Source organism: Bacillus sp. DNRA2 (assembly GCF_012843265.1).
Taxonomy (GTDB): Bacteria; Bacillota; Bacilli; order Bacillales; family Cytobacillaceae; genus Bacillus_BU.
In genome coordinates this window covers 40,838-57,325 of sequence record NZ_JABAIT010000004.1, presented here as the reverse complement: position 1 = coordinate 57,325, position 16,488 = coordinate 40,838, and the positions used below count along the sequence as shown (strand labels likewise).

The following is a 16,488-nucleotide window of genomic DNA, read 5'->3' as shown; positions in this document are numbered from 1 at the left end:
CCGTATTTTCTAAAATAGGGGGATTCTGCCGAAAAATGCCGAAAAAAATGGAGTCCTAGGTGTTTTACGTCTTAAGTCTTAGCTTAATATAAAGCGATAGTTCAATTGAGATTTATTTGTATGAAATATATGCTGTAAGTAAGGATTTCAAATGATGCAGATATTTTTAAAAGAAAGGATGGGGTCGCAATGAAAAAAATCCTCGTTATCTTTTTAATTTTAATTGGACTATATTGGGTTTTTACGAATTGGGTTGAGTTTGACTGGTTGCCGTTTGGGAGGAGCGAGCAAAAAGCCGCAGTGACGGAACAAACAGATTTAATTGAAATTAATGTCTCAAGTTTAAGTACGACTATTATTCCCGAGGAGCGAGATGACCTTAAGGCCGAATTGACTGGTCGAGGTACCGTTCGTGTTGATCGTAACGGTGATAAGATTATTGTTACGGCAAAGCAGAAATGGTTTAACTTTTTTTCATTCGGTCAAGATAAGTTAAAAATCTATATACCTAAGAATTACCAGGAAAGCATTGCCATCGACCTTGGTTCTGGTAATCTAGATTTTTCAGGCCAATCAAAACGCGATCCAATGACATTAGCAAATCTTGCGGTCGACCTTGGCTCCGGCAATATGAAACTAAGCAATCTGGAAGTTAAACATTTCAAACATGACGGTTCATCTGGAAACGTGAACATTCAATCGTTAACCACGAAAACAGGTGATTTCGAAATCAGTTCAGGTAGTCTTAACATCGAAGACTACACAGGACAATTAAACGCTGAGCTTTCTTCTGGTAAGTTATCAATTGAAATGGCTAAGCTTGTGGATGACGTTAATGTAGAAGTTAGCTCCGGAACAGTTGATTTGGATCTTCCGGAAAACGCTAGCTTTAAGTTGAACGGAAAATCAAGCAGCGGTAATATTTCCTGCAATTTCCCACTCACAAGTGAAAGCAGCAACACTCGCTCCTTGAGCGGAAAACATGGCAGTGGCAAACATAACATCGACCTAACCGTCTCAAGCGGAAACATTCGGGTCCATTAAGATAAGTGGAAGGCAAAAAAAGCCTTTAACGCATTACAGTGCTGGGGGACAGTCCCCCAGCACTGTGCTGTGTTAAAGGATTAGAAGAATTTTTTTCTCCAGAATATAAAGGTTGTAAGACTTGAAATAAATGCAACAAACAATAGGATAAGTTCAAAGGCATACGGTTTATTTTGAAATGGTAAATCGACGTTCATCCCGAAAAAGCTTGAGACCATTGTTGGTAAAGCAAGGATAATCGTAATCGAAGTTAAAAATTTCATGACCATGTTAAGGTTATTCGAGATAACCGATGCAAAGGAATTCATCATTCCACTTAGGATTGTACTATAAATCTCAGCCATTTCGATCGCCTGCTGCGTTTCGATAATGACATCCTCTAGTAATTCTTTATCCTCTTCATACATCTTTAAATGATTCAACCGCAGTAATTTTTCCAAAACAATCTTATTAGACTTAAGTGATGTCGTGAAATAAACCAAGGATTTTTCCAAAGCTAACAAAGCGTAAAGTTCCTTGTTTTTCATTGAAAGGTGTAGGCCTCTTTCAATATCATCAGTCTTCTTGTTGATTTGTTTTAAGTATCTTAAGTAATAAGTAGAAATCGAAAATAATATTTGCAGTGCAAATCTTGTTTTCTTATTTGTATAAAAACCTTTAATTTTATTATTATAAAAATCGCTCAGTATGGGAGTCTCTTTTAACGAAACGGTCATAAAGCACTCGTCAGTAATAATCATACCGATTGGAATTGTCTCGTAAATTGGTAAACCCGCGTCATCACTAGTAATGTACGGAAAGTCAACGATGATTAGTACATTATTGTCCTCCCGATCAATCCGCGACCTTTCCTCATCATCCAGCGCATCTTTAAAAAAATCAACCGGAATGTCGAGCTTATTTGCAACATAATTAATTTCTTCTTGGTTCGGTGCTATCATATTAATCCAACAGCCTTTAGTGATATCACCGATTTTTTCAATATTTCTTTCTCCATTTGCATAGAAAAATTCAATCATACTCACACCTCCTCATTATCGAGAGGAAGTAAGCATACCTTTTAAAGAGTCGATATTATTGACATTATCACTCCTGTTAATAAAAAGTATATATCCGACTTCCTCCTTTGGACTGCTCGGTTCGGGATCAGGAGAACCTTTACTACTCAACAATATCAACTCCTTCACAAATCTCTTTTAAACCCACAATCTATCTTAAACCCTAAATAAGAAAAACTGCAATAAATAATTATTACAGTTTCACATCAATTGGCCCATGCCCATTTAAGATATTTTCAATTTTGTTAATCAGTTCCTCGATGGTGTCGAAAGAAAAATCAATTTTAGCAAAGACGTCTCGTAAATTTAGCACCATTACAGGTTCGTCAGCTTTATTTCTCTCATCAAAATGTACAGTCGAAGTAACGGACCAGTCGCCATCTAACCATATCGCAATTTGCTCAACATTCCCGTCCCAGATTACTTCCTTAAACAAATCCTTCGCCTGCAATTCCAGGTCAACTTCCATTTTTAACCCCCCGAAGATACTATCAATTGAATTATAGACCAACCCAACTAAAAAGCCAAGCCGATTTTAACGCTTTAACGTAGCGGGGGACTGTCCCCCAGTACATTAAAGCGTTAAAGGCGTTGGGGCAGTATAGGTTTGTTACTAAAATTTTATTCATGTAGTTGGATTCTTAGGTATGTTATCTGACTAATTTTTCAAGAAAATTTTTACGAATTTTTACATTATTCACACTTCCGTTTAACAAACCTCTCGTATGATTAATTTGTTCGTAATTTATGTTTGGAGGTTTCAAAATGAAAAAACAAAGGATCATCGCCCCCCTATTAAGTCTTGCCATTTTAGTACCCACTGCAACAAATGTTCTTGCACAAAAGCCAATGTCGATTGAAAAGATTGATTTCATTGGAATGGATGCCCCAAAAACTGAAGAAGAGCTGTCTAAAATGTATAGTAACGCAAGTGCAGTAATTACATATGATGATGGCTCGCAAAAACAAGTCCCGCTTGAGTATAAAACATTATATCAGCCTGGTAATGTCATTAACGGAAAAACACTGGGAGCAACCTATGATGCAAACGGGAACGAAATCCTTGACCCAGCTACTGGGAAACCTTTCGTTTCAAAAGCGCCTGACAGCAATAGCCTGCTAAGTGTAAATGGCAAAAGCGGAAAATTGTATATGCTCACTCATTATGAAAGTGTTCCAAGCACAATTGGAGATTTACCTAAAGCTTTAGTGTTAAACACGGTCGAACAAGACAAAAAAACTGGTGAGCTAAAAGTAACAGATACCAAACCGGTTGATTTTTCAAATGATGGTGGCATTTGGACACCATGTGCCGGTTCATTATCCCCATGGAACACCCATCTTGGTAGTGAAGAATACGAACCAGACGCAAAAGCACATGAGCAAAATCCCGAGGGCTCCGCTGTTACAAAATTTGCCCGTAATTTCTACAAAGATAACTCCATCATCGGAAATCCATATCTCTATGGACATCTTCCAGAAGTAACAGTTTCAGCAAACGGTAAAGCTACTGCAGTTAAACACTATAGCATGGGCCGTTTATCGTTTGAACGAGTTGTCGTAATGCCTGATAACCGAACAGTTTACTACGGGGATGACGGCGGTTATACGATGTCATTCATGTATGTAGCAGACCGTGAGAAAGATCTTTCAGCAGGAACACTTTATGCAGCAAAATGGAACCAAACGAGTGACCAGAATGGCGGCACAGCAAACTTAGAGTGGATTAAGCTCGGACATGCCACAGATAGCGAAATAAAAGAACTGGCTTCAACGATAACATTCAGTGATATTTTTGAAACGACAACGGACGATGCTAACGCTGCTGCAAATGGATTTACTAAAATCAAAACAAATTCTAACGGTGGCAAAACGGAATGGTTAAAGGTAAGGCCAGGTATGGAAAAGGCCGCTGCTTTCCTTGAATCTAGACGCTACGGTGCGTTGATGGGTGCAACATCAGAGTTTAATAAAATGGAAGCTGTTGAACTAAATAAAAAGGACAATAAGGTTTATGTGGCAATGTCTTATATTACCGGTGGAATGGTCTCAAACCAAAACGACCCTGTTGATGATATTCACGTTTCTAAAATAAACGCTGGCGGAGTATATGAGATGAATCTTTCTAAAGACCAGAAAGCACGCGGTGGGGAAGCTATTAACAGTGATTACGTTGCGTCAACTATGAAAGGATTACTGGTTGGTGAGGATCTTTCCACTAAAGACGGAGCAGGTAATAAAGCCAATGTCGATAAAATTGCAAACCCTGACAACATCGTCTTTTCCGAAGATATGAGAACACTATTTATTTCGGAAGATAGCGATATGCATACAAACAACTTTGCTTGGGCTTACAATATCGATACAAATAAACTATCTCGGATTGCATCTGTTCCTGATGGCGGAGAGGCAACTGGTCTACAAATGGTTAACAACCTGAACGGCCACAGTTACTTAATGCTTAGTTCACAAAATCCCGGTAACGTGGGCTACATCGACGGATTACCAGTCATTGATAGAAAGTAAAAAAACAGTGACTGCCCTGCTTGATAGTAGGACAGTCACCGTTACTCTATCTTAATTTTATACTAATTCAGCAACAGCTTGTAGCATAGTTCCTGTTTCTTTGAAGTTTGTATGCCAAGAGAATGCCTTTTCCAAAACGTGTGGAGTTTGACCGCCTCTTTCAAGCGCTTCAGCATAGTATGCTCTTAATTGTTCACGGTATGATGGGTGTACACAGTTTTCAATGATAAGTTCTACACGTTCTCTTGGAGCCTTACCACGTAAATCTGCAAAGCCTTGCTCAGTAACGATAACATCAACATCATGTTCAGTATGGTCAACGTGAGATACAAACGGAACGATACTTGAGATTTTACCGCCTTTAGCGATTGATTTTGTAACGAAGATACCAAGACGCGCATTACGTGCAAAGTCTCCAGATCCGCCGATACCGTTCATTAAGTTCGTACCCATAACGTGAGTTGAGTTTACGTTTCCGTACATATCAATTTCAAGAGCTGTATTGATTGAAATCAGACCCATACGACGGATAAGCTCCGGATGGTTAGAGATTTCTTGTGGTCTTAAAATGATTTGATCGCGATATTTTTCGAAATCAGTGAATAATGTTTTGTTTCTAGCTTCAGATAAAGTAAATGAACAGCCAGATGCAAATTTAATCTTTCCAGCATCTAACAAGTCAAATACTGAATCCTGAAGAACTTCAGAATAAACTTCTAAATCAGTAAACTCTGAATCTAAGAAACCATGGAATACAGCGTTTGCAATTGAACCTACTCCAGATTGTAGTGGAGCTAATTTTTCTGTTAGGCGACCTGCTTTGATTTCTTCACGAAGGAAATCAAGAAGGTGATTAGCCATTGTCACAGTTTCTTCATCCGGTGGAACGATTGCTGACGGAGAATCCGGAATATCGCAAATTACGATACCAGCGATTCTTTCTGGTTCAACTTTAATTCCAAGTGTTCCAATACGATCATCTACTTTAGTGATTGGAATCGGACCACGCTCGCCTTGCTTAGCTGGCGCATAGCAGTCATGAACTCCGATTAAAGACTCAGGATGAGCCATGTTAATTTCAACGATTACTTTCTTAGCGTGATTAGCAAAAACTAGGTTATTACCCACTGAAGTAGAAGGAATAATCATACCGTCTTCAGTTATTGCAACCGCATCCAAAATTGCGTAATCGATAGCATCGATAGCACCTTGTCTAATCCATTCTGGTGTTTGCGATAAGTGATTATCCACATAAAGCATGTCACCTTTGTTAATTGATTTTCTCATTACACCATCAGCTTGGAACGGTAAACGCTTGTTAATAATTCCAGCCTCGGCCATTTTTGTATCTGTATCACCTAGAGATGCCCCAGTATAAACATTTACTTTAAATTCTTCAGTTTCTGCGCGTTTTACTAATGCATAAGGAACAGCCTTCGCATCACCTGATTTAGTAAATCCACTTAATCCAAGTGTCATTCCGTCCTTGATCCATGAAGCTGCTTCTTCTACAGAAACAATTTTATCATGTAAACGGACATCTTTAATTCGGCTTAATTTGTTCTCCACGCTACCATCCCCCTATTATACATCTTTAGACATATTCTACAGGATGTTGTACAACAGTTAGCCAAATTTGGACGAAATTAGACATTTTTGTGACAAAACAGTTATATTTCGACACAAAACAGAAATGATTATTTAGAAAAATAGCAATTTTCTAAAATAACTCGAATAAGACTGGCTCACAGGAATACGATCTCCATTTTTCATCTTCAAAATGAAGGTCGAATGAGTATCAGGAAAAATATCTGTAATATGATTTACATTCACTATAAACGAACGATGACAACGAATAAAAGATTCCTTTGGTAGGAAATATTCGAATTCTTGCAATGAGTACTTATGTGTACCAGAAATAGAGTCGGTAAATACGTGAGTCTTCCGATCCTTAGCCTCTAAATACACCACATTGGCAAATGGAATGGGCACCCATCCATCTTGAACACGAGCCGTTACGAAGGATTTACCATCATTAAGTGCTGGGAAGATTGCTGTTACACAGCCTTCTAACTTGCCATCATGAAAAAACGGTACCGCCATTCCATAATATGGAACACCAAACACCTCGCGATTAATAAATTCCGATACTTTTTGCCGAGTAGTTAAGGCTTTATGTGTTAGGGTTCCTTCTTTAACTAAGTCACCCTTAGTTATTTTTAAATCAATCCGTTTGCTTGAGCGATAATAAACATATTCTTTGGTGTTCGAAACGGCAATCGAGGTTTCATCCGAAAATAATTCACCGATCACTTCAATAAGTCCAGCTGCCGTTAAATTCTCCATCTGCAACACCTTTCAAATAATTAGAATAGTAACACAATACATACATTTTAATTCTACACATTTTCGACATAACTTTCCATTCTAAACACTCATGACTTGCAGGCAATTTGGGCAAACTTCACCATTATAACCACCAAATAAACACACCCACGCAAACCCCTTTACCCCACTAAAGCGATGGGGGACTGTCCCCCATCGCTTTAGTGCGTTAATGTTTGTTTTTATTTAACAATTTGCTTGAAAACCGTCATAATGGATATGGATATTGTTTTATGGGAGGGAGGCTTAACTAGATGTATACATTAGGACTGTTCATGTCCCGCTACAAAAAGACAGTGATCGTTATTTGGATTGCCATTTTGGCTGTATTAGGTTTTTTTGCATTGAAACTACCCACCGTTTTAAGCGGAAATGGGTTTGATTTTGATGGTGAGTATGAACACACTCGGCAAATACTTGACGATGACTTCAAGCAACCAAAATCCGTCATCATTGTTTTATTTGAGAAACAAAAATCTGTAGACGATGCTACATGGAAACAGTTTATTAATGAGTCCTTAAACAAAGCAGCGGATGCTCCAGCAGTTGAAAAGGTCATATCTCCATTACAACAAAAGGATATGATCAAAGGAAATTATGCCTATGGAATTCTCACTTTTGAAAAAGACTCTGAAGACTTAACCGCTACGATTGACAAGCTCAAAGATCAGTTAAAAAGCAAAAAAAATATCAAGGTGTCGCTTACCGGTGAACCGGTGATTGTTAAAGATTTAAATCATGCCAGCCAAGCGGATTTAGCCAAAGCCGAAATGATTGGCTTACCAATTGCATTAGTAGTCCTTGTCCTGGCCTTTGGGAGCTTGGTCGCCGCCAGCCTTCCAATTATTGTAGGTGTCATTTCAATTGCCACCACAATGGGCATTGTTTATTTTTTCAGCTATGCCTTTGATTTAACCATTTTCATATTAAATATCATACCGATGATTGGCCTAGCTTTAAGCATTGATTTCGCCTTATTGTTTATCAATCGGTTTAAGGAAGAAATCGCCCACTCATCTGTCGAGAAAGCCGTCATAACAACTGTCGCAACGGCTGGACGGTCGATACTGTTTTCAGCATCATGTGTGTTTATTGGCTTACTCGGTTTAATGTTTATTGAAATTGATATTTTTAGAAACGTAGCAATTGGCGGTATGACTGTGGTGTTAATTGCCGCACTATCAGCGATTACGTTTTTACCAGCCATCCTTGCATTGCTGGGCAAACGAATTCATTCTCTTACTATCTTAAAAACAAACAGTGGTGGTGAAGGCATCTGGAGTAAACTCGCCCACCTTGTGATGAAGCGACCGGTCCTGATGGCTACCCTAGCGTTGATAGTATTGATTACCGCACTAATACCGGTTAAGGATATGGATGTTACTGTTCCTGGAATCAATGCACTGCCAACTACATATGAATCACGTGCTGCTTACGATACGTATCAAGACAAATTTATTGATAAAAAACAAAGCAGCGACAATACCGTTGTCCTTGTACTAGAAAATGATAAAAAATCCGAAACCGCTCTTTCGATTGATAACCTTGAAAAAGTGCAAGCAACCATTCATAAACTCGAGAAAAATAAGGATGTCGAATCAGTTGAATCAATCTTCTCTCTATCTGGAATTACCGATTCAACCCAATTATCGATGGCATTATCCCAACCTAACAGTCCCCTAGTACCGTTAGCAGCTCAATATAGCGCTGATAACAAAATGCTGCTTCATGTCTTTTTGAAAGAAAAACTTTCTACCTCTGAAAAACGGGATTGGGTTAGGGAATGGTTGAAGAAGGATCTCGATTTGAAAGCGACTTTTGGTGGAAGCATTAAATTCGAACAAGAAATATTTGATGAAATTCTGAAGCAAATGCCAAAAGGATTAGCCTTAATTTTCATTTCGACATTCTTAATATTGATGTTAGCATTCCGATCATTGCTAATCCCTATCAAGGCGATTATTATGAATGTCCTGAGCCTTAGCGCAACCTTCGGAATTGTTGTTTGGATTTTTCAGGAGGGTCACCTTGGTCTTGACCCAACTAGCATCACCCTTATGCTGCCAGTGTTTGTCTTTAGCTTAGTATTCGGTCTGTCGATGGATTACGAGGTATTCTTGATTTCGCGGATTCATGAAATCTATGTGGATACGAAGGACAATCATTACGCAACCTTAAATGGATTAATCTCTACCAGTAAAATCATCACTTCTGCAGCAGCGATTATGATTGTTGTGACAGGTGCCTTTGCCTTTACCGGAGTCGTTCCGGTAAAACAGCTTGGAGTCGGAATAGCCCTTGCGATATTCATTGACGCCACCATCATTCGGATGATCCTTGTGCCGTCATTGATGAAGCTATTCGGCGACTGGAACTGGTGGCTCTTCGGCCTAAAACAAAAACAAACTAGCCTACATTAACACAGTAAAGCGATGGGGGACAGTCCCCCATCGCTTTACTGCATTAAAACAACATTTTGATATATTGAATCGCAATGATTATCATAATAGCTATTATAAAGAAGTAATAGGCACTCAAATTAAACTGGACTAGAATAAAGATTAACCCTGCGAAATTGGCTATCATAGCCCAAAATAGATGAATGGCCGTCAATTTGTGTTTTAGTTTCATATTCACAATGAAGAAGATTAAGCAGATAATTCCACCTAATAAAAAAATGAAAAGAAATACATTCATTAATGTTGGTGTAAAAAGCGTGTCCTCGAACATTTGCTTTTTATAAATTAAATAACGCGCTACGCCCATTCTTTTTGAAGAATATCCCTCTAACACAACTGCTGCTACAATTGCCAATATCTGAACGATCGAAAATACTACTTTTAAGGCAAATCCTATCTTATTTTTGAACATTAACAAATCACCTGCAGAACAAGGAAAAAGACAATACAGTAATATTGTCTCTCCCTCAGTTATTAATTACTTATTTAGTAGTAGGTTCCCCTGTCTCAACAGGATTGGCTGGATCCATACTCCATTCATTCCAACCACCATCATATAAACAAACATTTTTCATTCCTAATACATCAGCATAGAACAATACCTCAGCTGCTCTCCAGCCTGTTCCACAATAGAAAGCTAGCTTGTTCTCAAGGTTAATTCCATCCTTTTCCCACATTTTTTGGATTTCATAACCATTTCGCATTGTATTATCAAGATTTCTAAAATCTTCAAGATTGCTATTATCACTTCCGGCATGTCCCCAAACAGAACCTGCTGGACGACCTTTTGGCTCGATATAATCATAACCTGATGTTTTACCAGTGAATTCATCCCAGCTTCTAATGTCAACAAGCGTGCTCACTTTGTTATGATCATCAGCGATTTCCTTTGCTTCAGCTAAATCAATGATATAATCTGGGTTTGCAGGGACCTTTACCCCAAATGACGCAACAGCTTCTTTATTATTTTCTTTCTTTTCAATATCAAATCCTGCATTAGCCCATGCAGTATAACCACCATTTACAACTCTTACATCCTCAACACCCATATACTTTAAGATTACCGCAACACGGAAAGCAGGCATTGAATCGCTGCCGTATAAAATAACAGTAGTGTCAGTTGTTATCCCATTTTTTAATGCAAATTTTTCAAGCTCTGCATCTTTCAAACGATTCCATACGGGACCTTCTTCAACTTCATCTGTATTGATATGAACTGCTCCAGGAATATGGCCTTTTTTATAATCTTGTGCTTCATCGCCCCAGCTTGCTTCGAAAATTTTATACGGTTTACCATCATTATCTTTTTTGATTGTATCATTTACCCATGAAACAGGAACGAGCATTTCGTAATTCGGATAACTTTCCATTGGCAATTCGTTTTTAGCTGCCCATTCTTTTACATCATACTGGTATACATTTTTAAAACCTGATTTGGATAAATACTCCGCAACTTCTTTGGAATCTTTTCCATTCGCATCATAAACTACAATATGTTTATCTTTTGTAATATCTTTATCCTTCAATTCCTGTTGAAGTTTATTATCCAGTTGTTTGTCTTTCACTTTTAGCCAATCTGCTGAAAAATCTACTGCACCATCAATATGGCCGCCTCTTTTAACTCCATCAATTGGCCAGCCATTATAAGCATCATTGGATCTAGTATCGACGATAATCCAGTCCTCATTATTCAAATTGGATTTTACATCCTCAGTACTAATTGATTTCACATCTGTCCCATTCTTTTTATTGTCTGTTTTTGTATCCTTAGACGATTCATTATTTGAACATGCAGCTAATAATGAAACGAAACAGAAGATGATAAGTAATAGGAATGGCCATTTTTGAATTTTTCTCATGTTGTCTCTCCTTAAAATATTATTTTCCAATTTTACACCAGTTAATTATAGTTAAATATTATACTAATATAAATTCATATTATCGATAGAATCACCTTGAACCTATCGACAAAACAAATAGTAACACTTTAACACAATAACGCGATGGGGGACTGTCCCCCATCGCGTTATTGTGTTAAAGCCTTTGTTCTGCTGGTTCTTGCTCTACTTTTTCCAATGTTCCTCGCTTTTCTTGTTTGCGGACTATCAATCGTTCATTTCCCATTAGGAAGATAAACAAAAACGCCAATGCCGCTGGAACTAACGCCCACATAAACGTATGAACAATGGAGTTGGACAAAGACCCGATAATTTTTTCTAATATCTCTGCCGGTATTTGGCTTCGAGCTGATTCAGATAATATTGAATTCGCATTTGCATTTCCGCTTCCACTTACAGGCAGCGAACCACCCAAACCTTTAAATGCACTCTCGAGTTCACGTGAAAAATCATTCTTTTGAATCATCCCAAAAATGGTGATTCCTACTGTCATCCCGACCGAACGGATAAAGTTGCTCGTTGACGACGCCGACCCCCGTTGGGTGATATCAAAATGATGTATCGCCGACATCCCCAAAACTGAAAACGAGAAGCCTACTCCAAAGCCAATTGTAACCATATAGATGGTTAACAACCACCTGCTCGTATTAGGACTGACCGTACCTAACAATAATAAACCGGCAATTAAAATTACCCCTGACAAAAACATCACATTTCGATAGCTCGTTTTCGTCGCTAAAAAACCGCCTACCTGCGCCGTAACTACCGACCCCAGCATCATCGGTAATAATATCATGCCGGAATTTGTTGCGCTCCCTCCGTACACCCCTTGAACAAAAATCGGAATATACACAGTCGCTGCCATAAAGGCTGCTCCATAAAACAATGCAACTAACACACTACCGGCAAATAAACGGTTGGAGAACATTTTAAAGGAAATGATTGGGTCGGCCGCTTTTGTTTCCGCGAATAAAAATAAACCTAAAAAGGCAACAAACCCAGTAAATAGCCCAATGATAACCAGAGAATCCCAATCGTATTTATTACCGCCCAATTCTAGTGCAAACATAAGGCAAACCACTGCCCCAATGAGCAGAGTCGCACCCCACCAATCGATTCTTTGCCTTTGATGAACGGGTGACTCTTTATAGAACATCACAATGAAAATCAGCGCTAACACACCTAAAGGCAAGTTAATATAAAAGTTCCATTGCCAGTTTAAATGGTCAGTAATAAATGCACCAAGTAGCGGTCCAAAGATGCTTGATAGGCCGAAAACCGCTCCAAATAATCCACCCATCTTTCCTCTTTTTTCAATTGGAAAAATATCAAAAACGATGGTAAAGGCAATTGGTACGAGGGCACCGCCACCAATACCTTGGAGCGCCCGATAAATACTTAACTCCATAATACTATCGGCTGTCCCGCACAGGGCTGAGCCAACCATAAACACAATCAATCCAAAAATAAAGAAGCGCTTGCGGCCATACATATCTGATAGCTTTCCGAATATTGGCATCCCAGCCATCTCCGCCACCATATAAGCTGAAACCACCCATACAAAGCTATCCAAACCGCCAAGCTCACCAACAATTGTTCCCATTGCTGTGACAACAATCGTGTTATCCATCGATGCCATTAAAATTCCAAGCATCAATGCTGCAACAACCCAACCAATATTGCGGTTTTCTGATGTCACTATCCCCATCTCCCTTTACTAAATTCACAGCTATGGTAACCAGTTACCCTCATCCTCTGTTAAAATGATCAACAAAGCGAATCCATCACTTTATTATCCATTAATCCACCTTCACTTGTTCTTTTACAACTGCTTTCTTTTCAGCATGAAAATAATCCTCGTATTCAACTCTACCAATTTCACAGCCAGCGCCAATTGTTACGCTTTTCCCGCGAACAACCTCCGCCTTTGTATTCTCAAGATAAATTTCATCACCTTCGATTATTTTAGCTTCTAAGCTGCCCTCGCCTGCAAAAAGTGTGAACAACGATGTTTTTCTTTTCACAATAATTCTATCGCCACCAATTTCCTCAGCGGAACTTGTTGCAAATCTTGGATTGATCTCGATTATTCCCGCATTCAGAAGCCCAGAAATCTCGAATGCTCCGTTGGATACAAACCTTTCAAATTCAGCATCACCTTTGACACTAAGACTACCTTTAATATGGGCTTCCTCTCCTGACAAAGTATTACCAACTTCAAGTGCACCCATCAACTTTAATCTTTTACAAACAGCAGAGCCAGCAACAGTCGCGTTGCCAAGTATTTTAACTTCATCTGCATGTAAATTTTCATGGATATCTGTCTCTCCAAAAATGGCAAATTTCTTAGCGGTACCATTTTTTAAAATATCACTGCTGCCAAACACCTTAAACTCCTCACATTCAAAATCGGAGGTGACTGTACCATCTCCTCTTATCACGACTTTATCGAAAAAACCTCCACCATAGCTTCCAGAGCCATTGATGATTAGGTTGTGATTTTCACTCATGCACGCTACCCCATTTCATTTATAATTGAACGGTCTCTTTTACATACCCATTTTTTTCAATTCGAAATGAACCTTTGTATTCCAAGTAATCAATTTCACAGTTTTCTCCAATGATTATATGATTACCTCGAACGATTTTTGCCTTTGTATTTTCCAACTCGACCTGATCACCTTCGATTAAGTCTGTTTCGAGATTAATCGGAAAGACTGGTTTAAAGAGATCTCTAATAAAGTTTGTTTTTTGCTTAACGCGAATGGTTCCGCCGCCAATTTCCTTTGCTTTGCAACTACTTGCTGTGACAATTTCAATTTTTTCAGCAGTCAATAAGCCACCTATGCTAAATTGCCCTTCAGCCTTAAAGGTTTCTGACTCACAATCACCGCCAATAGCAATACTGCCTTGGGCTCGAATGTCTTCAGCTTTCAGATCTCCATCAATGGAGCCTTTTCCTTTTATCGTGAGTTTGTCAACCTTTGCATTCCCGCGAATCGAAGCACGGCCTTCAATTACAAAATCATCACCTGTTATATTCCCGTTTATTTTGGCACTTCCACTTATTTTCGTTTTTTGACTATTGATATCGCCATGAATAGTTCCCGTACCGCTGCATTTAAAATAAGTACAGTTTACCGTCGTGTTGACGGTCCCTTTTCCACTAATGAATACTTGATCAAAGGTGCCGCCATTTGACGCACCAACACCATTGATAATTAAGTCGCCATGTTTTTGTTTTTGCTCGTTCATGCTCTCAAGCCCCTTTATACAAGCTTTGTTTTCAATTCTTCTATACATTCATTAATCGAAATTTCCGCAATCACTTTCGTTCCTTTTTCAAATTGAACAATACTATCTGTTGCTGCAATCAAACATGAGGAAATTCCGAATTTGCGAATCATGATTAGTTTTCTATCAACACTTTCGCTTGGAGGAACATACTCATTAAAAAGCTGAATTAGCATCATCCCTTCATCGAGATTGATGTCACCTGATTGAAGCAGATTTTCAAGGATGAATAGATGTAGGATTTTTTGAAAAGGATAGTCTTGCATGATGCCGGCCTTTTCCTCGTAAAATCTCACCACCCTATCTGAAACAATGTTACGTTCCATTAATAAATCCTTAGACATGATGAAATCTGTAACAGATGGCGAGAACATCTCTGCTAGTTCGTCTAGTGATAAATTATCCTTCATACCTTGAATTTTATCGATTCGTTCTAAAATCTTCTCTTTTGGAAAGAATGTTTCTTGACCGGTAAATGTGGATTTCCTAACAAACCAATCCTCTGGAATTAAATTTTTTCGCTTCCACCGATACAATTGGCCATAAGAAATCCCTGTTACATCTAATAAATCCTTTTTAGAAATTAGCTCATCACTCATTTTAATAGCTCCTTTCGTTATTTCGAGTGTAACATAACACTGTTACGCTGTAAAGTCGAAATAATCCCTCTTCCTCACATCACCGTAGCGGGGGACTGTCCCCCGCTGCTTTGCAGTAAAAAAGCACCGAGGGTTGGTAGCCTCAGTGCTTCAGGTTTATTTCATTTGATCGTGTAGTCTTTTGACAGTTAGCTTGCTTGCGAAAGCCTTACTTTGATTACGGCGCTCTTTCCGTAATTCAATCCGCTGATGAGCTGTATTAAACAGCATAATTTCTTCTTCAGATTGCGGCACAACTTCTGGTACTCGCATCGGCTTTCCGTCTTGGTCAAGGGCAACAAAAGTTAAAAATGATGTTGCAGCAAGGCGACGTTCACCGGTTTTCAAATCTTCAGCAACGACCTTAACGAATACCTCCATTGAGGATGTCCCTACTGATGTAACATAAGATGTTAAACAAACAGAATCCTGAGTGCGAATCGGCATTAAAAAGTCGACAGAGTCTGTTGAAGCGGTAACAGTATCCGCCCGTGAATGTCTTGCAGCAGAAATGGATGCCACGTCATCAATATAGAACATTAATTTACCACCATAAAGTGTATTATGGTTATTCGTATCAATTGGAAACACCCTACTTGTTTTAATCACTAGTGATTCCTTGCAAAATTTCTTCTTAATTTCTCCCATTTTCCTCTCTCCTTCTATATTCAAAAAATATATTTAAATACTACTCTAACAAGCAATGGCATCTGTAGCAACTAAGAACCACCGGAACCAACATTTGAAAATCCTCATAATGTATAATAGCTGCGCTTTGAAAGGAGTTATAACCATGTATGGATACCCGCAATATCATCCATCAATTCCAAATTATTATGGTTTCTATACACCATACCCTATATATCGTACTTATCCACCTGTTGATACAAAGGTCTTCTCAAGTTCGGTAAAACACTTTCGATTATTAATGGAGCAAGGGAGCATCCTCTTGAATAAATTAGCTGAAACTTCATTTGAAACGAAAATGATGAACGCGGCACAACAAGGAAAACAGGCAGAGGTTGATCAATTAATAAAATCAATTGGTCTAAAAGTTCCGGTGACGACACATTATACACCATCTGGAATAAAATTCATCCTCGCACTCCCCGCTGCCCCGGGTAGCTTTGGAAGTTGCTGTAACCTCACCGTATCAATGAAGTGGGGCAACTAACAACTAACAACT

Annotated in this window: 15 protein-coding genes; 4 read left to right on the top strand and 11 right to left on the bottom strand. The window is 38.7% G+C overall.

Features of this window, described 5'->3' with window-relative positions; translation table 11 throughout:
• The first annotated feature begins 189 nt into the window (after positions 1-189).
• A complete protein-coding gene (liaG, locus tag HHO41_RS05160; protein WP_169096172.1) occupies positions 190-1,044 on the top strand; it encodes a LiaG family protein in 855 nt (284 codons plus the stop codon).
• A gap of 80 nt (positions 1,045-1,124) precedes the next feature.
• On the opposite strand, the gene HHO41_RS05155 is transcribed toward liaG, so the two are convergent.
• Entirely contained in the window at positions 1,125-2,063 is a 939-nt protein-coding gene (locus tag HHO41_RS05155) for a magnesium transporter CorA family protein (protein ID WP_169096170.1), read from the bottom strand.
• A gap of 232 nt (positions 2,064-2,295) precedes the next feature.
• Positions 2,296-2,571, bottom strand: a complete 276-nt coding sequence (locus HHO41_RS05150; RefSeq protein WP_169096168.1) for a hypothetical protein — start codon at positions 2,569-2,571, stop codon at positions 2,296-2,298.
• Between the two features lie 296 nt (positions 2,572-2,867).
• On the opposite strand from HHO41_RS05150, the gene HHO41_RS05145 reads away from it, so the two are divergent.
• On the top strand, positions 2,868-4,628 hold the full coding sequence (locus tag HHO41_RS05145; RefSeq protein WP_169096166.1) for a PhoX family protein: 1,761 nt from the start codon (positions 2,868-2,870) through the stop codon (positions 4,626-4,628).
• A 57-nt stretch (positions 4,629-4,685) separates the two neighbouring features.
• Here HHO41_RS05145 and HHO41_RS05140 read toward each other — a convergent pair whose 3' ends face one another.
• Together HHO41_RS05140 and HHO41_RS05135 are read right to left on the bottom strand one after the other, a co-directional pair.
• A complete protein-coding gene (locus HHO41_RS05140; protein WP_169096164.1) occupies positions 4,686-6,197 on the bottom strand; it encodes a succinate CoA transferase in 1,512 nt (503 codons plus the stop codon).
• A gap of 132 nt (positions 6,198-6,329) precedes the next feature.
• Complete coding sequence (locus tag HHO41_RS05135; protein WP_169096162.1) at positions 6,330-6,974, bottom strand: LytTR family DNA-binding domain-containing protein; 645 nt, start codon at positions 6,972-6,974, stop codon at positions 6,330-6,332.
• 293 nt (positions 6,975-7,267) lie between these two features.
• Here HHO41_RS05135 and HHO41_RS05130 point away from each other — a divergent pair, with 293 nt between their 5' ends.
• Positions 7,268-9,433 carry an MMPL family transporter gene (locus HHO41_RS05130; protein WP_169096160.1) on the top strand — a complete coding sequence of 722 codons (2,166 nt, stop codon included), beginning with the start codon at positions 7,268-7,270 and terminating at the stop codon, positions 9,431-9,433.
• Positions 9,434-9,476: 43 nt separating this feature from the next.
• Here HHO41_RS05130 and HHO41_RS05125 read toward each other — a convergent pair whose 3' ends face one another.
• The 7 genes from HHO41_RS05125 to HHO41_RS05095 form a co-directional block, all read right to left on the bottom strand.
• On the bottom strand, positions 9,477-9,884 hold the full coding sequence (locus HHO41_RS05125; RefSeq protein ID WP_169096157.1) for a hypothetical protein: 408 nt from the start codon (positions 9,882-9,884) through the stop codon (positions 9,477-9,479).
• Between the two features lie 70 nt (positions 9,885-9,954).
• On the bottom strand, positions 9,955-11,331 hold the full coding sequence (locus tag HHO41_RS05120) for a sulfurtransferase (RefSeq protein WP_169096155.1): 1,377 nt from the start codon (positions 11,329-11,331) through the stop codon (positions 9,955-9,957).
• Positions 11,332-11,506: 175 nt separating this feature from the next.
• Positions 11,507-13,069 (bottom strand): MDR family MFS transporter, encoded by a 1,563-nt coding sequence (locus HHO41_RS05115; protein ID WP_481747084.1) that lies wholly within the window; start codon positions 13,067-13,069, stop codon positions 11,507-11,509.
• Positions 13,070-13,169: 100 nt separating this feature from the next.
• Positions 13,170-13,880 (bottom strand): cytoplasmic protein, encoded by a 711-nt coding sequence (locus tag HHO41_RS05110; RefSeq protein ID WP_169096151.1) that lies wholly within the window; start codon positions 13,878-13,880, stop codon positions 13,170-13,172.
• Positions 13,881-13,899: 19 nt separating this feature from the next.
• Positions 13,900-14,625, bottom strand: a complete 726-nt coding sequence (locus HHO41_RS05105) for a polymer-forming cytoskeletal protein (protein WP_169096149.1) — start codon at positions 14,623-14,625, stop codon at positions 13,900-13,902.
• 14 nt (positions 14,626-14,639) lie between these two features.
• Positions 14,640-15,263, bottom strand: a complete 624-nt coding sequence (locus HHO41_RS05100; RefSeq protein WP_169096147.1) for a YhbD family protein — start codon at positions 15,261-15,263, stop codon at positions 14,640-14,642.
• A gap of 156 nt (positions 15,264-15,419) precedes the next feature.
• Positions 15,420-15,950 (bottom strand): acyl-CoA thioesterase, encoded by a 531-nt coding sequence (locus tag HHO41_RS05095; RefSeq protein ID WP_169096146.1) that lies wholly within the window; start codon positions 15,948-15,950, stop codon positions 15,420-15,422.
• A gap of 145 nt (positions 15,951-16,095) precedes the next feature.
• On the opposite strand from HHO41_RS05095, the gene HHO41_RS05090 reads away from it, so the two are divergent.
• Positions 16,096-16,476: a YuzC family spore coat inner layer protein gene (locus tag HHO41_RS05090; protein WP_169096143.1), complete on the top strand. Its 381-nt coding sequence runs from the start codon at positions 16,096-16,098 to the stop codon at positions 16,474-16,476.
• The last annotated feature ends 12 nt before the right edge of the window (positions 16,477-16,488 follow it).

Excerpts from the sequence above, each read along its gene's own strand:
- liaG (WP_169096172.1), top strand. The coding sequence starts at position 190 with ATGAAAAAAATCCTCGTTATCTTTTTAATTTTAATTGGACTATATTGG.
- HHO41_RS05125 (WP_169096157.1), bottom strand. The coding sequence starts at position 9,884 with ATGTTCAAAAATAAGATAGGATTTGCCTTAAAAGTAGTATTTTCGATC.
- HHO41_RS05150 (WP_169096168.1), bottom strand. The coding sequence starts at position 2,571 with ATGGAAGTTGACCTGGAATTGCAGGCGAAGGATTTGTTTAAGGAAGTA.
- HHO41_RS05130 (WP_169096160.1), top strand. The coding sequence starts at position 7,268 with ATGTATACATTAGGACTGTTCATGTCCCGCTACAAAAAGACAGTGATC.
- HHO41_RS05145 (WP_169096166.1), top strand. The coding sequence starts at position 2,868 with ATGAAAAAACAAAGGATCATCGCCCCCCTATTAAGTCTTGCCATTTTA.
- HHO41_RS05110 (WP_169096151.1), bottom strand. The coding sequence starts at position 13,880 with ATGAGTGAAAATCACAACCTAATCATCAATGGCTCTGGAAGCTATGGT.
- HHO41_RS05135 (WP_169096162.1), bottom strand. The coding sequence starts at position 6,974 with ATGGAGAATTTAACGGCAGCTGGACTTATTGAAGTGATCGGTGAATTA.
- HHO41_RS05155 (WP_169096170.1), bottom strand. The coding sequence starts at position 2,063 with ATGATTGAATTTTTCTATGCAAATGGAGAAAGAAATATTGAAAAAATC.
- HHO41_RS05095 (WP_169096146.1), bottom strand. The coding sequence starts at position 15,950 with ATGGGAGAAATTAAGAAGAAATTTTGCAAGGAATCACTAGTGATTAAA.
- HHO41_RS05100 (WP_169096147.1), bottom strand. The coding sequence starts at position 15,263 with ATGAGTGATGAGCTAATTTCTAAAAAGGATTTATTAGATGTAACAGGG.
- HHO41_RS05120 (WP_169096155.1), bottom strand. The coding sequence starts at position 11,331 with ATGAGAAAAATTCAAAAATGGCCATTCCTATTACTTATCATCTTCTGT.
- HHO41_RS05090 (WP_169096143.1), top strand. The coding sequence starts at position 16,096 with ATGTATGGATACCCGCAATATCATCCATCAATTCCAAATTATTATGGT.
- HHO41_RS05105 (WP_169096149.1), bottom strand. The coding sequence starts at position 14,625 with ATGAACGAGCAAAAACAAAAACATGGCGACTTAATTATCAATGGTGTT.